The 22,109-nt window shown below is 69.6% G+C and carries 15 protein-coding genes; 8 read left to right on the top strand and 7 right to left on the bottom strand.

All coding sequences use genetic code 11. The annotated features are described in order from the left end of the window. Nucleotides 1-44 precede the first annotated feature (44 nt). Complete coding sequence (gene metG, locus bpln_RS14415; protein ID WP_055139129.1) at nucleotides 45-2,192, bottom strand: methionine--tRNA ligase; 2,148 nt, start codon at nucleotides 2,190-2,192, stop codon at nucleotides 45-47. A 552-nt stretch (nucleotides 2,193-2,744) separates the two neighbouring features. Then, nucleotides 2,745-3,395, bottom strand: coding sequence for a YiaD family glycine zipper/OmpA-like lipoprotein (locus bpln_RS14410; protein WP_042625747.1), 651 nt, complete (start codon nucleotides 3,393-3,395; stop codon nucleotides 2,745-2,747). 335 nt (nucleotides 3,396-3,730) lie between these two features. Between bpln_RS14410 and apbC the strand changes: the two genes are divergently transcribed. From apbC to bpln_RS14385, 5 genes are all read left to right on the top strand, one after another. After that, complete coding sequence (apbC, locus tag bpln_RS14405; RefSeq protein WP_055139128.1) at nucleotides 3,731-4,819, top strand: iron-sulfur cluster carrier protein ApbC; 1,089 nt, start codon at nucleotides 3,731-3,733, stop codon at nucleotides 4,817-4,819. A gap of 125 nt (nucleotides 4,820-4,944) precedes the next feature. Continuing rightward, on the top strand, nucleotides 4,945-5,472 hold the full coding sequence (locus tag bpln_RS14400; RefSeq protein ID WP_042625745.1) for a superoxide dismutase family protein: 528 nt from the start codon (nucleotides 4,945-4,947) through the stop codon (nucleotides 5,470-5,472). 110 nt (nucleotides 5,473-5,582) lie between these two features. Then, a complete protein-coding gene (dcd, locus tag bpln_RS14395; protein WP_042625744.1) occupies nucleotides 5,583-6,152 on the top strand; it encodes a dCTP deaminase in 570 nt (189 codons plus the stop codon). 88 nt (nucleotides 6,153-6,240) lie between these two features. Further along, entirely contained in the window at nucleotides 6,241-8,520 is a 2,280-nt protein-coding gene (locus bpln_RS14390) for an arginine/lysine/ornithine decarboxylase (RefSeq protein ID WP_042625743.1), read from the top strand. A gap of 20 nt (nucleotides 8,521-8,540) precedes the next feature. After that, complete coding sequence (locus tag bpln_RS14385) at nucleotides 8,541-9,263, top strand: lysozyme inhibitor LprI family protein (protein WP_055139542.1); 723 nt, start codon at nucleotides 8,541-8,543, stop codon at nucleotides 9,261-9,263. Between the two features lie 94 nt (nucleotides 9,264-9,357). On the opposite strand, the gene argH is transcribed toward bpln_RS14385, so the two are convergent. The 3 genes from argH to ppc form a co-directional block, all read right to left on the bottom strand. Continuing rightward, the gene (argH, locus tag bpln_RS14380; protein WP_042625742.1) at nucleotides 9,358-10,764 is read right to left on the bottom strand and encodes an argininosuccinate lyase; all 1,407 of its coding nucleotides are present in this window, start codon (nucleotides 10,762-10,764) and stop codon (nucleotides 9,358-9,360) included. Nucleotides 10,765-10,938: 174 nt separating this feature from the next. Next, a complete protein-coding gene (locus bpln_RS14375) occupies nucleotides 10,939-11,784 on the bottom strand; it encodes a helix-turn-helix transcriptional regulator (RefSeq protein ID WP_042625741.1) in 846 nt (281 codons plus the stop codon). Nucleotides 11,785-12,111: 327 nt separating this feature from the next. Then, nucleotides 12,112-15,216, bottom strand: coding sequence for a phosphoenolpyruvate carboxylase (ppc, locus tag bpln_RS14370; protein WP_055139127.1), 3,105 nt, complete (start codon nucleotides 15,214-15,216; stop codon nucleotides 12,112-12,114). Between the two features lie 193 nt (nucleotides 15,217-15,409). Here ppc and hemC point away from each other — a divergent pair, with 193 nt between their 5' ends. Genes hemC through bpln_RS14355 form a run of 3 tightly spaced genes read left to right on the top strand, consistent with a single transcriptional unit; the run spans nucleotide 15,410 to nucleotide 19,889 of the window. Next, nucleotides 15,410-16,378: a hydroxymethylbilane synthase gene (hemC, locus tag bpln_RS14365; protein WP_042625739.1), complete on the top strand. Its 969-nt coding sequence runs from the start codon at nucleotides 15,410-15,412 to the stop codon at nucleotides 16,376-16,378. Continuing rightward, nucleotides 16,378-18,696 (top strand): fused uroporphyrinogen-III synthase HemD/membrane protein HemX, encoded by a 2,319-nt coding sequence (gene hemDX, locus bpln_RS14360; protein WP_055139126.1) that lies wholly within the window; start codon nucleotides 16,378-16,380, stop codon nucleotides 18,694-18,696. The genes hemC and hemDX overlap by 1 nt, the downstream gene beginning before the upstream one ends. Before the next feature lie 2 nt (nucleotides 18,697-18,698). Further along, on the top strand, nucleotides 18,699-19,889 hold the full coding sequence (locus bpln_RS14355) for a heme biosynthesis protein HemY (protein WP_042625737.1): 1,191 nt from the start codon (nucleotides 18,699-18,701) through the stop codon (nucleotides 19,887-19,889). 61 nt (nucleotides 19,890-19,950) lie between these two features. On the opposite strand, the gene bpln_RS14350 is transcribed toward bpln_RS14355, so the two are convergent. Together bpln_RS14350 and bpln_RS14345 are read right to left on the bottom strand one after the other, a co-directional pair. Continuing rightward, entirely contained in the window at nucleotides 19,951-21,255 is a 1,305-nt protein-coding gene (locus tag bpln_RS14350; RefSeq protein WP_042625736.1) for an MFS transporter, read from the bottom strand. Nucleotides 21,256-21,342: 87 nt separating this feature from the next. Then, nucleotides 21,343-22,101, bottom strand: coding sequence for an SDR family oxidoreductase (locus tag bpln_RS14345; protein ID WP_055139125.1), 759 nt, complete (start codon nucleotides 22,099-22,101; stop codon nucleotides 21,343-21,345). Nucleotides 22,102-22,109: the final 8 nt, after the last annotated feature.

Below are 22,109 nucleotides of genomic sequence, written 5' to 3'. Positions count from 1 at the left end.
CGCTCGACGAGCGGGTTTTTTTCGGGTGACGCCGCTTGCTACGATCAGCTCACGCGCATGCCGGGCTTCGCGCCGCTGTGCGGTTCGAGGATGTAGAGGCCCGGTTCCGACTTCTCGTCCTTCGCCGAGGCGGCCAGCACCATGCCCTCCGACATGCCGAACTTCATCTTGCGCGGCGCGAGGTTGGCGACCATCACGGTCAGCTTGCCGACCAGATCCTCGGGCCGGTAGGCCGACTTGATCCCCGAGAACACGTTGCGGGTCGTTTCCTCGCCGATGTCGAGCGTGAGCTGCAGCAGCTTGTCCGAGCCTTCCACGGCCTGGCACGCGACGATCCTGGCGATCCGCAGGTCGACCTTCGTGAAGTCGTCGATCGAGATCGTGCCGTCGCCGGCGTCCTTCGCCTCCTTGCCCGGCTTCGCGTCCCTGGCGCCCTTCGCCTTCGGATCGGCGCTCGCGGCCGTGGCCGCCGCGTCGGCCGGCGCGAGCGAGCCGCGGTTCGCCTCGAGCAGCGCGGCGATCTGCTTCGGGTCGACGCGCGTCATCAGGTGCTGGTACGCGTTGACGGGCTGCGTCGACGACAGCGGCGTCGTGGCGCTCGCCCAGGTCAGCGGCGCGATGCCGAGGAACGCCTCGACCGATTCGACCACGCGCGGCAGCACCGGCTTGAGCGCCAGCGACAGCAGGCGGAACGCCTCCAGGCTCACGCTGCAGGTCTCGTGCAGCGCCACCGCGTTGGCCGGGTCCTTGGCCTGCTCCCACGGCTTGGCGGTATCGACGTAGCCGTTCACCGCATCGGCCAGCTCCATGGTCTGGCGCAGCGCGCGGCCGTACTCGCGCGCCTCGTAGTGCGCGGCGATCTGCGGGATCGCGCCGCGCAGCGAGGCGAGCAGCGGATGGTTCATCGCGCTGTCCTGCACGCGGCCCTCGAAGCGCTTGATCAGGAAGCCCGCCGCGCGGCTCGCGATGTTCACGTACTTGCCGACCAGATCGCTGTTCACGCGTGCCTGAAAGTCTTCGAGGTTCAGGTCGAGGTCTTCCATCGTCGCGTTCAGCTTCGCGGCGAAGTAGTAGCGCAGCCATTCCGGGTTCAGGCCCGTGTCGATGTAGCTCTGCGCCGTGATGAACGTGCCGCGCGACTTCGACATCTTCGCGCCGTCCACGGTCAGGAAGCCGTGCGCGAACACGTTGGTCGGCGTGCGGTGGCCCGAGAATTCGAGCATCGCGGGCCAGAACAGCGTGTGGAAGTAGAGGATGTCCTTGCCGATGAAGTGGTACTGCTCGGCCGTCGAGCCGGGACGCGTCCAGGCGTCGAAGTCGAGCCCGAGCTTCTCGCAGTGGTTCTTGAAGCTCGCGTAGTAGCCCACCGGCGCGTCGAGCCAGACGTAGAAGTACTTGCCGGGCGCGCCCGGGATCTCGAAGCCGAAATACGGCGCGTCGCGCGAGATGTCCCAGTCGGCCAGCTTCGCGTCGCCGGCCTCGCCGAGCCATTCGCGCATCTTGTTGGTGGCCTCGGGCTGCGCGAGGCCACCCACCCAGCCGCGCAGGAAGTTCTCGCAGCGCGGATCGGACAGCTTGAAGAAGTGGTGCGTCGACGTCTTGCGGATCGGCGTGGCGCCCGACACCACCGAGTACGGGTTCAGCAGCTCGGTGGGCTGGTAGGTCGAGCCGCACACCTCGCAGCTGTCGCCGTACTGGTCCTTCGCGTGGCACTTCGGGCACTCGCCCTTGATGAAGCGGTCCGGCAGGAACATTTCCTTGACGGGGTCGTAAGCCTGTTCGATGTCGCGCTCGGCGATCAGGCCGGCGTCCTTCAGCGCCAGGTAGATGTTCTCGCTCAGCACGCGGTTCTCGTCGGAGTCCGTCGTGTAGAAGTTGTCGAACGAGATCGCGTAGCTGTCGAAGTCGCGCTTGTGCTCGCGCCAGACGCGCTCGATCAGCTGCTTCGGCGTGATGCCTTCCTGTTCGGCGCGCAGCATGATCGGCGTGCCGTGCGTGTCGTCGGCGCCAATGTAGTAGACCTCGTGGCCGTGCATTCGCAGCGTCCGCACCCAGATGTCGGTCTGGATGTACTCGACCAGGTGGCCGATGTGGATTTGCCCGTTCGCGTAGGGCAGTGCGGAGGTGACGAAGATCTGGCGGCGGCTCGAGGGCGCGCCGGCCTGCACGGTATTGAGATCGGATGCGGACATAGGGTCGTCAGGGAAGGCCGCGCAAGTCGCGGCTCGGGTCGGGGGGAGTGCGTCGGAATTCGAGATTCTAGCAGGCGGTGCGCGAGTGCTCCCGGCGTCGCGGCAAGCGAGGCGTTTGCGGGCCGTTTCGGCGGTTTTTCAGGCAGATTCGGGTCGCTTCGCGGTGATTGCGGCGAAACGGCATCGCGCTTCGCAACAATCTTTCAATGTGCTTTCGATATGCGCTCGCGAGGCATCGAGGCGCGCCGCCGTTGCGGCCTTTCGCGGTAAAAGCGGGAGAGAGGGGCGTCGTGCGGCGGGGACGGACGGATTGCTGCGATGCAGCAGGACGAATCCGGGTAAAAAAAACCGGGGCGACTGGTGCCCCGGAGCAACAACGACAAGAGGAGAATGGTGCCGCGGCGGCGTTCATTCCACCGCGTACCGTAAGGAAAGACCCAGGCCTGCTCAATAAGTTCGAAAAAATTTTCGAATCTGGTGCCGATACCCGGGAAAGCTTGCCTGGCGGGCCTGCGCGCGATCGACGCGAGCCCGCCCTCCGGTCGCGTCGCGTTACTGCTGCGGCTGCTGCGGCGCGCGCAGGTAGATCTCGACGCGGCGGTTCTGGGCGCGGCCGGCGTCGGTGGCGTTGTCGGCCACCGGGTTCGAGGCGCCCATGCCCTGCGCCGACAGACGGCCGCCCGCTACGCCGCGCTGCACCAGCGCGGTGACCACGCTCTGCGCGCGGTTCTGCGAGAGCGTCTGGTTGTGCGCGGCCGAGCCGGTGCTGTCGGTATAGCCGACCACCGAGGCGGTGATCTGCGGGTTCTGGTTCAGCGACGCGGACAGATCGTTGAGCAGCGGGGCGAACGCCGGCGTGATCGCGTACTGGTCGGTCGCGAACGTCACCGAGCTCGGCACGTTCAGCTTCAGCGAGCCGTCCGGCTGCTCGGTCACCTGCGTGCCGGTGCGCTGCGCCGACGGCGCGATGCGGTTCTTGATCGCCTGCCAGTTGTAGCCGGTCACGCCGCCGGCCAGCGCGCCGATCCCGGCGCCGATCGCCGCGCCCTTGCCGCCGCCGGCCAGCGCACCGATGCCCGCGCCGAGCGCGGCGCCTGCGCCGGTGCCCACGGCGGCGTTGTTGCCCTGTTGCGTGGCGCAGCCGGCGAGCAGGGTGCCGGCGATGGCGAAGACGGAGAGACGCGTCGCGATTTTGGTATTCATGTCGAGTTCCTTTCTGAAGTGAACGAATCGGTCACTACGCTGATGCAAGGTCCGCGGGCGGGGCCGCGCAGGCGGGCCGCATGCCCCGTCCGGGACCAAGGCTGTTCGGACGAAGCCGCATCCAGCCTCTACAATATAGGCGTTGCGGGGGCGATATGTCCCCGAGGGACGCCGCAGGCGATCATTGCGCCACGGGCGGTTTCGCGCAATGACTGCAATAAATTCTTTCACTTTTCCCGCCTGCCGGGCCGTTTCCCTGACGATTCTTCACGTTTCGTTGCACCGATGCGGCCACGCGCCATGCGCGGGCGAATCCATGTCTTCACGGAGTTTCGATGAGTATTGACCGGGCCACAGTCGACGCCGCGCTTGCGGCGCTCGTCGACCCCAACACGGGCCGCCCGTATGCGGCGAACAAGGGCTTGCGCGAGGTCGCGATCGACGGCGACACGGTTTCGGTGTCGGTCATGCTCGGCTATCCGGCGCGCAGCCAGCACGAGGAGGTGCGCCAGCGCATCGCCGCCGCGCTGGCAGCGGTGCCGGGCGTGCGCGCCGCGCGCGTGGCGGTGCAGCAGGAGATCGTCGCGCATACGGTGCAGCGCGGCGTGAAGCTGCTGCCGAACGTGAAGAACATCGTCGCGGTGGCCTCGGGCAAGGGCGGCGTCGGCAAGAGCACGACCGCCGTCAACCTCGCGCTCGCGCTGGCCGCCGAGGGTGCCTCGGTCGGCATCCTCGACGCCGACATCTACGGCCCGTCGCTGCCGACCATGCTCGGCATCCACGGCCGCCCCGACTCGCCCGACAACCAGTCGATGAACCCGATGGTCGGCCACGGCCTGCAGGCCAACTCGATCGGCTTCCTGATCGACGAGGACAACCCGATGGTTTGGCGCGGCCCGATGGCCACCTCGGCGCTGGAGCAGTTGCTGCGCCAGACCATCTGGCGCGACCTCGACTACCTGATCGTGGACATGCCGCCCGGCACCGGCGACATCCAGCTCACGCTCGCGCAGCGCGTGCCGGTGACGGGCGCCGTGATCGTGACGACGCCGCAGGACATCGCGCTGCTCGACGCGAAGAAGGGGCTCAAGATGTTCGAGAAGGTCGGCATCCCGATCATCGGCATCGTCGAGAACATGAGCCTGCACGTCTGCTCGAACTGCGGCCACGAGGAACATATCTTCGGCGCCGGCGGCGCGGCGCGCATGGCGGCCGACTACGGCGTGCCGGTGCTCGGCAGCCTGCCGCTCGACATCGCGATCCGCGAGCAGGCCGACAGCGGCACGCCGACCGTGGCCGCCGCGCCCGATTCGACGGTGGCCGCGCGCTATCGCGAGATCGCGCGGCAGGTCGCGATCACGATCGCCGAGCGCGCCAAGGACATGACCTCGAAGTTCCCGTCCATCGTGGTGCAAAATACCTGAAACGGGGGCCGAAACGGTGTTTCGCGCGCGGCGAGCCGGGGTATCATGGCGACTTTCCCCTGGTCCACTTTCCTGTCCTGCCCGCGGGTCGGCCTGTCCGGCAGGCGCGCTGGCGTGAGGATCGCATGAAACAACGAATCGACCGGACGACCTGCGTCACCGCGTGTATCGTCCTGGCCGCCATGGTCCCGCTGAACGGCTGCACGTCGTTCGCGTCCACCCACGAGAAACGCGCCGACGCGCTGCTGCAGCCCACCTTCGGCAGCCAGGCGCGCGGCACGCTGACGTTCGTCGAGCGCCCCGACGGCGTGCAGGTCACCTACAACGTCGCCGGCCTGCCGCCGAACACCGATCATGCGCTGCAGGTCCACGACCGCGGCGACTGCAACGCGGTGGACGGCGCGAGCGCCGGCCCCGTGTTCGCGCCGGGCGCCGACCGGCTGCGCGCCGGGGCGCGCGTGGCGGGTGATCTCGGCAACATCCACGCCGACTCGAACGGCGTGGCCGCCGGCTTCATCGTCGCGCCCGACGTGGCCCTCGACGGCGTGCGCTCGGTGCTCGGCCGCTCGGTGCTGATCCACCGCGATGCGGGCGACCCCGCCTTCCCGCAGCACGTCGCCGGCCCGGGCCTGGCCTGTGGCGTGGTGCGCTGACGAGGCGGCGCCGCGTGCCGGCCGCGATCGCGTAAAATGTGCGCCTTTCCCCGCCGTCCGGCGCGACCGGCGGCGCGATCCTGATCTGTAGCGTTATCTGGCGCCTTTTTATGAGCATCAAGTCCGACAAGTGGATCCGGCGCATGGCCGAGCAACACAACATGATCGAGCCGTTCGTGCCCGATCAGGTCCGTGCGTCCGAGGACGGCCGCAGGATCGTCAGCTACGGCACGTCGAGCTACGGCTACGACATCCGGTGCGCGGACGAATTCAAGATCTTCACCAACATCAATTCGACCATCGTCGATCCGAAGAACTTCGACGAGGGTTCGTTCGTCGACTTCAAGGGCGACGTCTGCATCATCCCGCCGAACTCGTTCGCGCTCGCGCGCACGGTCGAGTATTTCCGCATTCCGCGCACGGTGCTGACGGTCTGCCTCGGCAAATCCACCTACGCGCGCTGCGGGATCATCGTCAACGTCACGCCGTTCGAGCCCGAGTGGGAAGGCTACGTGACGCTCGAATTCTCGAACACCACGCCGCTGCCGGCCAAGATCTACGCGAACGAGGGCGTCGCGCAGGTGCTGTTCTTCGAGAGCGACGAAGTCTGCGAGGTGTCGTATGCCGATCGCGGCGGCAAGTACCAGGGCCAGCGCGGTGTCACGCTGCCGAAAACCTGATCTGGTTGTTTACCGTTACACGCCAACCAGTGACCGGGTGACCGCCGCGCTTTGAGGCGCCGCGGTCGTTCTTTTTGGAGATTCGCCCATGAAGTTTCGTTTTCCCGTCGTCATCATCGACGAAGATTTCCGCTCCGAGAACATCTCGGGCTCCGGCATCCGGGCGCTTGCCGAAGCGATCGAGAAGGAGGGCGTGGAAGTTCTCGGCCTGACGAGCTACGGCGATCTGACCTCGTTCGCGCAGCAGTCGAGCCGCGCGTCGTGCTTCATCCTGTCGATCGACGACGACGAACTGATGCTGGGCGAAACCGGCCCGGACGGCGAGCTGCCCGAACTCGCCACGGCGATCCTCGAGCTGCGCGCGTTCGTGACCGAAGTGCGCCGCCGCAATGCCGACATCCCGATCTTCCTGTACGGCGAGACGCGCACCTCGCGCCACATCCCGAACGACGTGCTGCGCGAGTTGCACGGCTTCATCCACATGTTCGAGGACACCCCGGAGTTCGTGGCGCGCCACATCATCCGCGAAACCAAGGTCTACCTCGATTCGCTCGCGCCGCCGTTCTTCAAGGAACTCGTCAAGTACGCCGACGAGGGGTCGTACTCGTGGCACTGCCCGGGCCACTCGGGCGGCGTGGCGTTCCTGAAGAACCCGCTCGGCCAGATGTTCCACCAGTTCTTCGGCGAGAACATGCTGCGCGCCGACGTCTGCAACGCCGTCGACGAACTCGGCCAGCTGCTCGATCACACCGGCCCGGTGGCGGCTTCGGAGCGCAACGCCGCGCGGATCTTCAGCGCCGACCACCTGTTCTTCGTGACCAACGGCACCTCGACCTCGAACAAGATCGTCTGGCACGCCACCGTGGCGCCGGGCGACATCGTGCTGGTGGACCGCAACTGCCACAAGTCGATCCTGCACGCGATCACGATGACGCACGCGATTCCGGTGTTCCTGACGCCGACGCGCAACCACTTCGGCATCATCGGCCCGATCCCGCGCGACGAGTTCAAGCCCGAGAACATCCGCAAGAAGATCGAGGCGAATCCGTTCGCGCGCGAGGCGCTGAAGAAGAACCCGAACGCCAAGCCGCGGATCCTGACGATCACGCAGAGCACCTACGACGGCGTGATCTACAACGTCGAACAGATCAAGGACCTGCTCGGCGACCTGCTCGACACGCTGCACTTCGACGAAGCCTGGCTGCCGCACGCCGAGTTCCACGCGTTCTACCAGGACATGCACGCGATCGGCGCGGGCCGGGCGCGCACCGGCGCGCTGGTGTTCGCGACGCACTCCACGCACAAGCTGCTGGCCGGCATCTCGCAGGCCTCGCAGATCGTGGTGCAGGACTCGGAGAACCGCACGTTCGACAAGCACCGCTTCAACGAGGCCTACCTGATGCATACCTCGACGAGCCCGCAGTACGCGATCATCGCCTCGTGCGACGTGGCCGCCGCGATGATGGAGCCGCCGGGCGGCACCGCGCTGGTCGAGGAATCGATCGCCGAGGCGATCGACTTCCGCCGCGCGATGCGCAAGGTCGACGCCGAGTACGGCGACGACTGGTTCTTCTCGGTCTGGGGGCCGGACACGCTGCCCGACGAGGGCATCGGCTCGCGCGAGGACTGGATGCTGCGCCCGAACGACCGCTGGCACGGCTTCGGCCCGCTCGCGGAAGGCTTCAACATGCTCGACCCGATCAAGGCCACGATCATCACGCCGGGCCTGGACGTGGACGGCGAGTTCGGCGAGACCGGGATCCCGGCCGCGATCGTCACGAAGTACCTGGCCGAGCACGGCATCATCGTCGAGAAGACCGGGCTCTACTCGTTCTTCATCATGTTCACGATCGGCATCACCAAGGGCCGCTGGAACTCGATGGTCACCGAGCTGCAGCAGTTCAAGGACGACTACGACAACAACCAGCCGCTCTGGCGCGTGCTGCCCGAGTTCGTCGCGCAGTATCCGATCTACGAGCGCGTCGGCCTGCGCGATCTCTGCACGCAGATCCACGACGTCTACCGCGCCAACGACATCGCGCGCCTGACCACCGAGATGTACCTGTCGGACATGGAGCCGGCGATGAAGGCGTCCGACGCGTTCGCCAAGCTCGCGCACCGCGAGATCGACCGCGTGCCGCTCGACGAGCTGGAAGGCCGCGTGACCAGCATCCTGCTCACGCCGTACCCGCCGGGCATTCCGCTGCTGATTCCGGGCGAGCGCTTCAACGCCACCATCGTCAGCTACCTGCGGTTCGCGCGCGACTTCAACGAGCGCTTCCCGGGCTTCCACACCGATGTCCACGGCCTCGTCGCCGAGGAAGTGAACGGGCGCGTCGAGTACTACGTCGACTGCGTGCGCGGCTGACGATGGCACGGTTCGGGACGATGCGCACCGCCGGCGCGCGCCGCGCGCGCGCGCTGGCCGCGGCGGTGCTGGCGCTGGCCGGCTGGCTCGGCGCGGCCGCGCCGGCGCGGGCTGAGGTGGCCGCGGCCGATCCGATCGACGTCGGCATGCGGCAGTGCCTCGCGCGGCGCGACCGGTCTTCGACGGTGGGCCAGATCCAGTGCATGGACGAGGCGCGCGCGAAATGGCTGACGGCCGTGGACGACGCGTTCGCGCAGCTGAACACGGTCGCGCCGGCGAGCGCGAAGCGCGGCTGGCAGGAGAGCCAGCGGCGCTGGCAGCTGTGGCGCAAGGACGAGACGCTGCTCGCGCAGGCCGTCTACGCGACCACCAGCGGCACGATGTACGCGATGGCGAGCGCCGACATGCGGATCCAGCCGGTGCGCGACCGCGCGCTGTCGCTGCGCGACGCCGCCGATCGCTACGCCGGGCCGAACGGCGCGGCCGACGCCGTGCATCGCGTGCGGGCCTGCTCGGACGATGCCGCCTGCGAACACGCGCTGTTCGATCTGAACCGCTATTACGTGAAGCTGCAAAAGCGCATGCCGTCGCGCTCGCGGCCGATGCTGGTGCGTGCCCAGCGCGCCTGGGCGGGATTCCGCGACGCGACCACGCCGCTGATCAGCGAGCAGCAGCGCGTCGACCTGATCGGCGCGCGCGTGGCCACGCTGAAGCGGTTCTCGGAGACGGTGAACAACAAGTAGCGCCGGTGAAGGGTGGTGCAAACGAAAAACGGACGCCCTGGCGTCCGTTTTTCGTTGCCGGAGCCGGCCGGCTCCGTGCGGTTCGGCGATCGCGTCAGCGGAGCGCCTGGCGCGCCGCGGCGATCGCCGCGCGCACCTGGTCCGGTGCCGTGCCGCCCGGGTGGTTGCGGCTCGCCACCGAGCCTTCGAGCGTCAGGTACGAGAACACGTCGTCGCCGATCAGGTGCGCCACGTTCGGCAGGTCGCGCTTCATTTCGTCGAGCGTGAGGTCGGCCAGATCGATGCCGCGATCGTCGCAGATCTTCACGGCGTGCGCGACGGCTTCGTGCGCGTCGCGGAACGGCAGGCCGCGCTTGACGAGGTAGTCGGCCAGATCGGTCGCGGTCGAGAAGCCCTGCAGCGCCGCGGCGCGCATCGGCTCGGCCTTCACCGTGATGCCGGCCACCATTTCGGCGAAGATCCGCAGCGTGTCGGCGACGGTGTCGACCGTGTCGAACAGCGGTTCCTTGTCTTCCTGGTTGTCCTTGTTGTAGGCGAGCGGTTGGCCCTTCATCAGCGTCAGCAGCGCCATCAGGTGGCCGTTGACACGGCCGGTCTTGCCGCGCGCGAGCTCGGGCACGTCCGGGTTCTTCTTCTGCGGCATGATCGACGAACCGGTGCAGAAGCGGTCGGCGATGTCGATGAAGCCCACGCGCGGGCTCATCCACAGCACCAGCTCCTCCGAGAAGCGCGAGACGTGCGTCATCACGAGCGCGGCGGCGGCCGTGAATTCGATCGCGAAGTCGCGATCCGACACGGCGTCGAGCGAGTTTGCGCAGATCCCGTCGAAGCCGAGCGTGGCGGCCACTGCGTGGCGGTCGATCGGGTAGCTGGTGCCGGCCAGCGCGGCCGCGCCGAGCGGCAGGCGGTTCACGCGCGCCCGGCAGTCGCGCAGGCGCCCCGCGTCGCGCGTGAACATCTCCACGTAGGCGAGCAGGTGGTGGCCGAACGTGACGGGCTGCGCGACCTGCAGGTGCGTGAAGCCGGGCAGGATCGTGCCGGCGTGCTGCTCGGCGAGGTCGAGCAGGGCGCCGCGCAGGTCGCCGAGCAGCTCGCCGATGCGGTCGATCTCGCCGCGCAGCCACAGCCGGATGTCGGTGGCGACCTGGTCGTTGCGCGAGCGGCCGGTGTGCAGGCGCTTGCCGGCGTCGCCGATCAGCGCGGTCAGGCGCGCCTCGATGTTGAGGTGGACGTCCTCGAGGTCGAGCTGCCATTCGAATTCGCCGCGCTCGATCTCGCCCTGGATCTGCGCCATGCCGCGCTCGATCGCGGCGAGGTCGTCGGCGCTGATGATCTTCTGCGCGGCGAGCATCTTCGCGTGTGCGAGCGAGCCGGCGATGTCGACGAGCGCAAGGCGCTTGTCGAAGAACACCGACGAGGTGTAGCGCTTGACCAGATCCGACATCGGTTCCGAGAAGCGGGCCGACCAGGCCTCGCCCTTTTTGTGCAATTGGGATGTCATGGCGATGAGTAATGGGAGTGACGCGGCGAGCGCCGCGGGGCAGGTGGGGATTCTAGCATTCGGCGGCGCGCGGGCCGCCCGGCTGCGGGCGCCGGGCGCGCGCGCCGGCGATCAAAATGAGCGTGAGCCGACGCCCGCAGACACGCAGGCGGGCGAGCGCGTTCGCGCCGGGCCTCAGCGCGGTTCCGCGCTCGTGGTGCTGGTGCCGGCCGCGCCGTTCGGCACCAGCACCACGAACTTCAGGTCCTCGCGATGGGCCGGCTTCAGCGTGGTCTGCTGGTAGATCACGCGGCCGTCGCGCGGATGGTCGAAGGCGCGCTCGCCGCCCTCGCGCTCGACCACGTCCTGCGAGGCCCAGTAATGCGCGAACGCCTCGCTGTCGGCGATCAGCGCGTCGATCAGCGCGCGGGTCGGCGCGTCGTTCAGGTGGCGGATCGAGTCGGCGCGAAATTCGGCCACGAGCCGGCGCGCGCGCGCGTCCCAGTCGACGATCAGCGTGCGCGCGGCGGACGAGGTGAACGTGAAGCGCAGCAGGTTGCGGTCGTGGCCGGCATCGAGCCAGCCGGTGAAGAGCGCCGCGGCCGGCGCGTTCCAGGCGAGCGCGTTCCACTGGCGGTCGAGCACGTAGGCGGGCGCGGCCACCAGCCCGACGGCCGCAACCAGCGTGTCGGGCAGGTCGGCGGTGGCCAGTTCCGGCTCGGCCGGGTCGCGCTGCGCGGCCAGCTCGAACAGATAGGCCCGCTCGGCGCGCGAGAGCCGCAGCGCGACGGCGATCCGCGCCAGCGCATCAGCTGAAGCCGACACCTGCCGGCCCTGCTCGATCCAGGTGTACCAGGTCGGGCTCACGCCGCAGAGCTGGGCGACTTCCTCGCGGCGCAGGCCCGGCGTGCGGCGGCGCGGCCCGGGCGGCAGCCCGATCGCGTCGGGCGTGAGGCGTTCGCGGTGGGCGCGGATGAAATCGCCGAGCGAACGCGCCGGCGTGGCGTCGAGCGGGGGCGGAGCGGGGCGGGAAGAACTCATCGGAATGGCGGTGCGACCGGGAAAAGCGGGACGGCGAAACGGGAAACGAATCGGGAAACGAACCGGGGAAAACCCACCCCGACACATCGCGCGGCGAGGTAGCGCCGATACCGGGATAAGACGTCGGCCGGTACTGGTACCGCGATGATTTTGTTATTGTACCGGCTCGCTTCGCTCAGCGCGCGCCGTTCGCTTTCCGGCCCGCCCGCGCCGGAAAGCGAACGGCGCGGGCACCGTCGCCGATGCCCGCGCCGTTTCGTGGTCTCGCCGTTTCGCGGCGAGGCGGCTTGCGGTGGCGGCCCCGCGCGGCGGCGCCGTTCGCCGGCGTCAGCCGGTGTTGCGCAGGCCGGCGGCGATCCCGTTGATGGTCAGATGGATCCCGCGCCGCACGCGCGCGTTGGTGTCGCCGGCGCGGTGGCGCTTGATCAGCTCGACCTGCAGGTGGTTCAGCGGATCGAGGTACGGGAAGCGGTTCTTGATCGAACGCGCGAGCAGCGGGTTGGTGGCGAGCCGCGCCTCGTGGCCGGTGATCGCGGCGAGCGCGGCCGTGGTGCGTTCCCATTCGGCGACGATGCGGCCGAACACCTGCTTGCGCAGCTTCTTGTCGGCGACGAGTTCCGCGTAGCGCGAGGCCATCGCCAGGTCGACCTTCGAGAGCACCATGTCCATGTTCGAGAGCAGGTGCGAGAAGAACGGCCAGGTGCGGTTCATCTTCTGCAGCAGCGCGAGGCGTTTGGCGCGCTCGGCGTCGTTGGCGGCACCGTCGAGGTAGGCCGCGAACGCGCTGCCGAAGCCGTACCAGCCCGTCAGCAGCAGCCGGCACTGGCCCCACGAGAAGCCCCACGGAATCGCGCGCAGATCCTCGATCCGGCGGTGCTTCGGATCTTGCAGCTTGCGCGAGGCGGGCCGGCTGCCGATGTTCAGCTCGGCGATCTCGCTGATCGGCGTCGACGAGAAGAAGTAGTCGGTGAAGCCGGGCGTCTCGTAGACGAGCGCGCGATAGGTGGCGATCGCCGCGTCCGACAGCGTCTGCACGGCGGCCTCGAACGCGGGCAACTGCGCGGGCGCGTTGTTGCGCGGCAGCAGCGAGGCTTCGAGCGTCGCGGCGACCACCGTTTCGAGGTTGCGGCGGCCGATCTCGGGATTCGAGAACTTGCTCGCGATCACCTCGCCCTGCTCGGTCAGGCGGATCTGGCCGTTCACGGTGCCGGGCGGCTGCGAGAGGATCGCCTCGTAGGTCGGACCGCCGCCGCGGCCGACCGTGCCGCCGCGGCCGTGGAACAGGCGCAGCTTGGTGCCGTGCGAGCGGAACAGCTCGACCAGCGCGAGCTCGGCGCGGTACAGCTCCCAGTTCGAGGTCAGGAAGCCGCCGTCCTTGTTGCTGTCCGAATAGCCGAGCATCACCTCCTGCTCGCCGCCCTGGCGCGCGACGAGCGCCGCGGCGCCCGGCAGCGCGAAGTACTCGCCCATGATCTCGGGCGCGTTGCGCAGGTCGGCGATCGTCTCGAACAGCGGGATCACCATCAGCGAATGCTTCGCGTCGGCCGGGCCGGCACCGAACGTGCCGTCGAGCAGGCCGGTTTCCTTCTGCAGCAGCAGCACCTCGACCAGATCGGAGACCGTCTCGGTATGCGAGATGATGTAGTTGCGCACCGCGCGCGGACCGAAGCGCGCGCGCACCTCGCGGGCCTTCTCGAGCACGCCGAGTTCGCTGTTCGCGAGTTCGGAGTAGTCGACGTAGGGAATCCGCAGCGGGCGCGGATCGGCCAGCGCGGCGAGCAGCACGCGCAGCTTGCCGGCTTCGGGCAGCGCCGCGTAGTCGGCCTCGACGCCGGCGCGCGCGAACAGCTCGGCGATCACGGCCTCGTGGATGTCCGAACTCTGGCGCAGGTCGATGCTGGCGAGATGGAAGCCGAACGTCTCGGCCGCGCGCACCAGCGGCGCGAGGCGCGGCGTCGCGAGCAGCGCGCCGTGATGGGCGACGAGCGACTCGTGCAGCACGCGCAGGTCGCGCGCGAACGCCTCGGCATCCGGATACGGCGTCGCGCGCACCGGCGGCGCGCCGCGCCCGGCGCTGCGCACCGCCACCACGCCCTCGCCGAGCCGCACGCGCGCGCTCGCGGCGATGCGCGTGTAGATGCCGATCAGCGCGCGGCGGTACGGCTCGTCGACGCGATGCGGCGACTGGTCCGGCGAGGCCGCCGCGAGCGCCTTGACCTCGTCGCTCGCGCCCACCAGCAGGTCCGACACCGACAGCTCGGCGCCGAGCTTGTGGACCTGCTCCAGATAGTGTTCGAGGATCACGGTGCCCTGGCGGTGGATCGCTTCCTCGAGCGTGGCGGCCGTGACGTTCGGATTGCCGTCGCGGTCGCCGCCGATCCAGCTGCCCATCTGGAAGAAGGCCGGCACGCGCGTGTCCAGGCCGTGTTCGGCGAGCGCTTCCTCGATGTCGGCGTAGAGCGCCGGCAGCTCGTCGAGAAAGGTCGCGCGATAGTAGGACAGCGCGTTGTCGATCTCGTCGCCCACCGTGAGGCGCGCATCGCGCAGCATGCGGGTCTGCCACAGCGAGGCCACCCGCGCGCGCAGCAGCGCGTCATTGTGTGAGCGTTCGCGCGTGGTCAGCTCCTGGTCGCGCTCGGCGAGCAGCCGCGCGATGTCGTGCTGGGCATCGAGGATGCTCTTGCGCTGCACTTCGGTGGGGTGCGCGGTCAGCACCGGCACGATCAGCGCTTCGTCGAAGAAGCGGCGGATCACCTCGGCCGACGCGTCGCCGGCCGCCTTGAGCGTCTGCAGCGCGTAGGCCACGGTGCCGGCCTGCGGCGTCGAGCCGGCCAGCGCGTGGATCCGGCGGCGGCGGTTGTGATGGCGGTCCTCGGCGATGTTGGCCAGATGCGAGAAGTAGCTGAACGCGCGCACCACGCTCACGGTCTGCTCGGGCGTGAGCTTGCGCAGCATCTTGTCGAGCGCCTGCGCGGCCTCGCGATCGTCCTCGCGGCGGAATTTCACGGCGTGCTGGCGGATCGTCTCGACCACCTCGAACACGGCGTCGCCTTCCTGCTCGCGCACCACGTCGCCGAGCAGGCGTCCCAGATAGCGGATGTCCTCGAACAGCGGCTGGTCCTTGTCGTCGCGCGTGCGGCCGTTCGCTTTCGGCTTGAGCCGGTCGGCCGGGTCCGCGCCGCCGCTTCGCGCCGGCGTCTTCGCGGGCTTGGCGGGCTTGCCGGCCGGCGTGGCCGTGCCGTTGGCGATGGTCGTCGCGGCGCCGTTGGCGGCCGGTTTTGCCGGTTTCTTCGTCGTTGCCGTCTTGGCGGCGGGTTGGGCGGCCGTGGTCGTGCCGCGCTGGCGCGCGGGGGCGTCGGTCGTGGCCGGCGCGGTGACGTTGGACGAGGCAGCATTGCGGCGCGCAGCGCGCGCCGATCCGGAGGACTTCACGATGGGTTTCCTTGGGAAAGCACGAGTGAACGGGAGACTGCGGTACTGTCGACTTGCCGGCGGAAGACCGCCGCGCGCCACGCCGGTCGCCGGCGGGCGACCCCGGCGCGTGCGCCCGGACCGCCTGAAAAGGGGGACGGGCGTGCGTGCTACCATTGTTCGTTCCTGATTCCCGTCCTTCGATGCCGCTGCAATGAATTCCGAGACTCTTACGGCCGACGTTCCGGCGACGCTCACGATCGCTTCGCGGGAGAGCCGCCTCGCGATGTGGCAGGCTGAACATGTGCGTGACGCGCTGCGCAAATTATATCCAGCTTGCGACGTGAAAATCCTCGGAATGACGACCCGAGGTGACCAGATCCTCGATCGCACGCTCTCGAAGGTCGGCGGCAAGGGCCTGTTCGTGAAGGAGCTCGAGGCCGCGCTGGCCGACGGCCGCGCCGATCTCGCCGTCCATTCGCTGAAGGACGTGCCGATGTCGCTGCCCGAGGGCTTCGCGCTCACGGCCGTGATGAGCCGCGAGGACCCGCGCGACGCGTTCGTGTCGAACGATTACGCGTCGCTCGACGAGCTGCCCACCGGCTCGATCGTCGGCACTTCCAGCCTGCGTCGCGAGGCGATGTTGCGCGCGCGCTATCTCGATATCGACGTGCGGCCGCTGCGCGGCAACCTCGACACGCGTCTGGCCAAGCTCGACCGCGGCGACTACGCGGCCATCATCCTCGCCGCGGCGGGGCTCAAGCGGCTCGGGCTCGATGCACGGATCCGCTCGCTGATCGAGGTCGAGACGAGCCCGCCGGCGGCCGGGCAGGGCGCGCTCGGCATCGAGATCGCGGCGGCGCGCGTCGACGTCGCGCGCTGGCTCGCGCCGCTGCACGACCCGGCCACGGCGCTCGCCTGCGAGGCCGAGCGGATGGTCTCGCGCACGCTCGGTGGCAGCTGCGAGGTGCCGCTCGCCGCGCACGCGGTGTGGGACGGCGACGAACTGCAGCTGACGGGCCGCGTGTCGAATCCGAGCGGCACGCGCGTGCTGAACGCGCGCGCGCGCGCGGCCGTCGCGACGCCCGACGCGGCGCTCGCGCTGGGCCGGCAGGTGGCCGACGAGCTGGCGCGGCAAGGGGCCTTCGAGATCGTCGAGGCGCTGCTCGGAGGCCGGACCTGATGGCCGCCGCCCGCGCGTTCACGGCGGTGCTGACGAAGCCCGAAGGGCAATCGGCGGCGCTCGCCGCGCAACTCGCGGCGGCCGGCATCGACAGCCTCGACTTCCCGCTGATCGACATCGCGCCCGCGGCGGACTTCGGCCCGCTCGACGCGGCGCTCGCGCGCCTCGATGCCTATGCGCTGGTGGTGTTCGTCTCGCCGAACGCGATCGACCGCGCGCTCGCGCGCTTCGGCGCGATCTGGCCGCACTCGCTGCCGGTGGGCGTGGTCGGGCCGGGCAGCGTGGCGGCGCTGGCGCGGCACGGCATCGCGGCGCCCGCGCATCGCGTGATCGCGCCGGGCGGCGCGGATGCGGCCGACGGCTTGCCGGAGACGGGCACGGGCGCCGGGCCGGACGGCGGCGAGCCTCGCTACGATTCCGAAAGCCTTTACGCACAGATCGAGCGCGCGTTCGGTGCGAGCCACCCGGTCGATCCGGGCACGCGGCCGGCCGATCAGGTGGCTGATGACGCGGCCGGCGCCAGGGCGAGCGACGGCGTGGCCCTCGATCGCCGCGACGACGGCGCCACGCGGGAAGCGGGCGTCGATTCGGACGCGGCGCAGCATTTCTCCGCTTCCTCCGCCGCACCGGGTTCGCCCGGGTCGCGCGAGCCCGAGTCCGCGGCGCATCCGGCCCCCGATTCTGATCCCGCTTCCGGCCGTCCCGACGCCGCCGCGCCGCCGCCCGCCGTGGCCGCCGGCCCGCTCGCCGGCAAACGCGTGCTGATCGTGCGCGGCGACGGCGGCCGCGAATGGCTCGCCACGCGGCTGCGCGAGGCCGGCGCCGAGGTCGAGCTGGTGGCTGCCTATCGCCGGATCGTGCCGGAACCGTCGATCGGCGCCTGGGAGCGCGTCCACGCGCTGCTGGGCGGCGCGCCGCATGCGTGGCTGGTGACGAGTTCGGAGGGCGTGCGCAACCTGCACGAACTCGCGATCGACCACCTGACCGCGGTCGAGATCGAGGCGCTGCAGCACGCGCCGCTGGTCGCGCCCCATCCGCGCATCGCCGATACGGCGCGGGCATTGGGTTTTGATACGATTACGCAGTCCGGCGCGGGCGACGAACGGATCGTCCGCGCATTCAGAACGTTGGCCGACACGGCCGCTCACGCGGCGCAAGCCGCCTCGGTACCCTCTCGCATGACAGACACCAACGATTCCAGCAAGGCGACTTCCGCGGGCACCGGCAGTGCGCCCGCGCGGCCCGCGGCGCCGCCGCCCAATCCCCCGTTCACGCCGTTCGAGGCACAGGGCCCGAAACGCCGCGGCGGCGCGGCCGGCGTGCTGCTCTGGTGCGTGGTGGTGGTGCTCGCCTGTGGCGCGGGCGCCGGCGGCTACGTGCTGAACCGCAAGATCGAAGAGCTCGACCGGATCACGGCGCAGCGCCAGAAGACGCTCGACGCGGCCGCCGCCGCGGCGCGGCGCCAGGCCGAACAGGCGCTCGTCTACAGCCATCAGGTGGACGGCCAGATCTCGCAGTTCGCCGGCAAGCTCGCCGACGCGCAGGCGCAGCAGCAGGCGTTGCAGCAGCAATACCAGGACCTGTCGCGCAACCGCGACGCCTGGCTGCTCGACCAGGTCGAGCAGACGCTGTCGGGCGCGAGCCAGCAGCTGCAGCTCACGGGCGACACGCAGCTCGCGCTGGTCGCGCTGCAGAACGCCGACGCGCAGCTCGCCACCTCGCAAGGCGCGCAGGCGATCGCGGTACGCAAGGCGCTCGCGCAGGACATCGACAAGCTCAAGGCCGCGCCGCCGGTCGACCTGACCGGTCTGGCCATCAAGCTCGACGACGCGATCGGCCGCATCGACGCGCTGCCGCTCGCGGGCGAGGCGCCGATCGGCCGCGCGGTGCCGCGCGCCGCCCATCCGGCCGACGCCGCGCAGCAGGCTGCCGCCACCGGCCAGCCGCGCTGGAAGATCTGGTGGCACGACCTGTCCACCGGTGTCGCCGCGCAGCTCACGAGCCTCGTGCAGGTACGCCGCATCGATAACGCGGATGCGATGCTGACCTCGCCCGAGCAGGGCTACTTCGTGCGCGAGAACGTCAAGCTGCGCCTGCTCACGGCGCGGCTCTCGCTGCTCGCGCGCAACGACGCGGCGATGAAGTCCGATCTGCACGCGGCGCAGGCCGCGCTCGGCCGCTATTTCGACGCCTCGTCGAAGGACACGCGCACGGTGCAGGACCTGCTGAAGCAGGTCGATGCGGCGTCGCTGTCGGTCGCGGTGCCGAATCTGAACACGAGCCTCTCCGCGATCCAACAGTTCAAGAGCCGGGGGTGACGATGACGCTGCGAGGAATCCTCTGGCTGGCCGTGCTGTTCGCCGTCGCCGTGGCGCTCGCCACGGTCGGCCGCTTCGACGGCGGCCAGGTGCTGATCGTCTATCCGCCGTATCGAGTGGACGTGTCGCTGAACCTGTTCATCGTCGCGATCGTGGTGCTGTTCATCGTGATCTACGCGCTGCTGCGCATCGTGCGCAACGTCTGGCGCATGCCGCAGCGGGTGGCCGCCTATCGCGCGCGGATGCGCCACGAGAAGGCGCATGCCTCGCTGCGCGACGCGATCGCGAACCTCTACGCGGGCCGCTTCTCGCGTGCCGAGAAGGCCGCGCGCGACGCGCTCGCGGTCGATGCGAACCAGGGCGCGGCGGGCCTCGTCGGCGCGGTGGCCGCGCATCGCATGCACGAATACGCGCGCCGCGACGAGTGGCTCGCGAAGGTCGATGCCAACGAGTGGCAGGAAGCGCGGCTGCTCGCGACGGCCGACATGCGCGCCGAGGCGCGCGACGCCGAGGGTGCGCTGGCCGCGCTCGCCGAGATGCAGCAGTCGGGCGGCAAGCGCATCCACGCGCAGCAGGTCGCGCTGCGCGCGCAGCAGCAGTTGAAGAACTGGGCCGAGGTGCTGAAGCTCGCCAAGGCGCTCGAAAAGCGCGAGGCGCTGCATCCGGCCGCGGCGGTGCGCATGCGCCAGCAGGCGGCCGAGCATCTGCTGCGCGACCGCCGCCACGACGCGGACGCGCTGCTGGAGGTGTGGCAGTCGCTGTCGGCGACCGAGCGGCAGTCGCCGCGCCTGGCCGACCTGGCCGCCGAGCTGCTGGTCGCGCTCGATCGCCAGCCCGAGGCGCGCCGCATCGTCGAGGACGCGCTCGCGCACCACTGGGACGCGCGCCTGCTGCGCCGCTATCCCGACACCGCGAGCGCCGATGCGCTGCCGCTGATCCAGAAGGCCGAGGGCTGGCGGCGCGATCACGCCGACGACGCCGACCTGCTGGTGGCGCTCGGCCGGCTTTGCGAGAAGCAGCAGCTGTGGGGCAAGGCGCAGTCGTTCCTGGAAGCGGCGCTGAAGCTCTCCGACAACGATGCGCTGAAGGTGCGCGCGCATCGCGCGCTGGCGAGCCTGTTCGAGCATCTCGGCGAACCGGACAAGGCGGCGCGCCACTACCGCGAAAGCGCGCTGGCGACGCACCTCGCCTAGCCGCTCGCGCTGGCGCAGGCGTTTCCGTGAAACGGCAGCCTTCGGGCTGCCGTTTCGCTTTCTAGCGGTTGACGAGCGCCTTCGGCACCGACAGCGCGAGCAGGCCGCCCAGCACGCAGAATGCGGCCAGCATCAGCATCCCGGGTGCGTTCGAGCCGGTCACGGTCTTGAGCCAGCCGATCATGTAGGGGCTCAGGAAGCCGGCCAGGTTGCCGATCGAGTTGACCAGCGCGATGCCGGCCGCGGCCGCGGTGCCGCCGAGGAACGCGGTGGGCAGGCTCCAGAACAGCGGCAGCGTGGTCAGGATGCCGATCGTCGCGAGCGTGAGGCCCACCATCGCGAGCGCGGTCTGGTCCGCCCACATCACCGACAGCAGCAGCCCGAGCGCGCCGAGCGCGGCGGGGAACGCGAGGTGCCAGCGACGCTCGCGATGGCGGTCGGCGCTGCGCGCGATCAGGATCATGCCGATCACGGCCGCCGCATAGGGAATCGCCGAGAGCAGGCCGATCGTGAACGCGTCGGTCACGCCGGTCGACTTGATGATGGTGGGCAGCCAGAAGCCCACGCCGTACAGGCCCATCACGAACGAGAAATAGATCAGCGCCATCAGCCAGACGCGCGGGCTCGCCAGCACGCGCGCTACCGACGGGTCGTCCTTGAGCGCTTCCTCGTCGGCCACGTTGCGCATCAGCAGCGCCTTCTCGTCGTCGCTGAGCCAGGCCGCGCGGGCGATGCGATCCTCGAGCCGGAGCAGCACCAGCAGCCCGACCAGGATCGACGGAATCCCTTCCAGCAGGAACAGCCACTGCCAGCCGTGCCAGCCGTTCGCGCCGTGGAAGTGCTTCAGGATGTAGCCCGACACCGGCCCGCCCACCACGCCCGAGATCGCGATCGCGGTCATGAAGAAGGTGGTCATGCGCCCGCGCCGGTGCGCCGGATACCAGTAGGTCAGGTAGAGGATCACGCCGGGAAAGAAGCCGGCCTCGGCCACCCCCAGCAGGAAGCGCATCACGTAGAACATCGCCGGCGTGGTGACGAACATCATCAGCGCCGAGATCAAACCCCAGGTGATCATGATCCGCGCGATCCAGACTCGCGCGCCCACGCGGTGCAGGATGATGTTGCTCGGCACCTCGAACAGGAAATAGCCGAAGAAGAAGATGCCGGCGCCGAGCCCGTAGACGGTGTCGGACAGGTTCAGGTCGGCGGCCATCTGCAGCTTCGCGAAGCCGACGTTGACGCGGTCGAGATAGGCCACCACGTAGCAGAGCATCAGCAGCGGCGCGAGCCGCCAGGTGACCTTGCGGTAGGTGGCCGCCTCGAACGCGGACGGCTGGCCGGGATCGGCCGTTACGGTGCTCGCCATGTGTCGTCTCCTGGTGTGATGATTTTGTCGTATTGGTATCGGTGCCGCGATGCCGCGATGCCGCGGTTGCGCGGCGCGCCTGCTGCTTCAGATGCAGCGTCCGCCGTCCACCTCGATGCAGACGCCGGTGATGAATTCGGCCTCGTCGGAGGCCAGGTAGAGCGCCGCGTTGGCGATGTCCTGCGGCGTCGAGAGCCGGCCGAGCGGGATCGTGGCGAGGAAGCGCTGGCGATTCTCGGGTGTGTCGTCGACGCCCATGAACTCGGTCATGAGGCCGGTCTCGCCGAGCACCGGGTTGATGCAGTTGACGCGGATCCGGTCGGCGCCGAGCTCGGCCGCGAGCGCCTTGCTGGCGGTGATCATCGCGCCCTTCGTGCTGTTGTACCAGACGAGGCCGGGGCGCGGCCGGATCCCGGCGGTGGACGCGATGTTGACGAACACGCCGCCGCCGACCTCGCGGAAATACGGCACCAGCGTCTGCACGCTCCAGAACAGGCTTTTCATGTTGACGGCGTAGACGCGGTCGTATTCGGCCTCGCTCACGTCGAGCACGGGCTTGTTGCGGTGCGTGGTGCCGGCGTTGTTGACGATCACGTGGATCTGGTGGAAATCGTCGAGCGCGGCGGCGAGCAGCGCGCGCCAGTCCTCGCCCTTCGAGACGTCGCCGGCGATCGCGATCGCGCGGCCGCCCGCCACCGCTATCTCGCTGGCCACACGCTCGGCGGCCGCGCCGTTCAGGTCGTTGATGATCACGTTCGCGCCCTCGCGCGCGTAGGTTCTGGCGATGCCCTCGCCGAAGCCCGAGCCGCCGCCCGTGACGATCGCCGTCTTGCCCGCAAGCCGCATGGATGTCT

It is taken from the genome of Burkholderia plantarii, assembly GCF_001411805.1.
In the GTDB taxonomy this organism is placed as follows: domain Bacteria; phylum Pseudomonadota; class Gammaproteobacteria; order Burkholderiales; family Burkholderiaceae; genus Burkholderia; species Burkholderia plantarii.
Note: the sequence above shows the minus strand (reverse complement) of the source record. Positions and strands in the feature narration are given on the sequence as shown.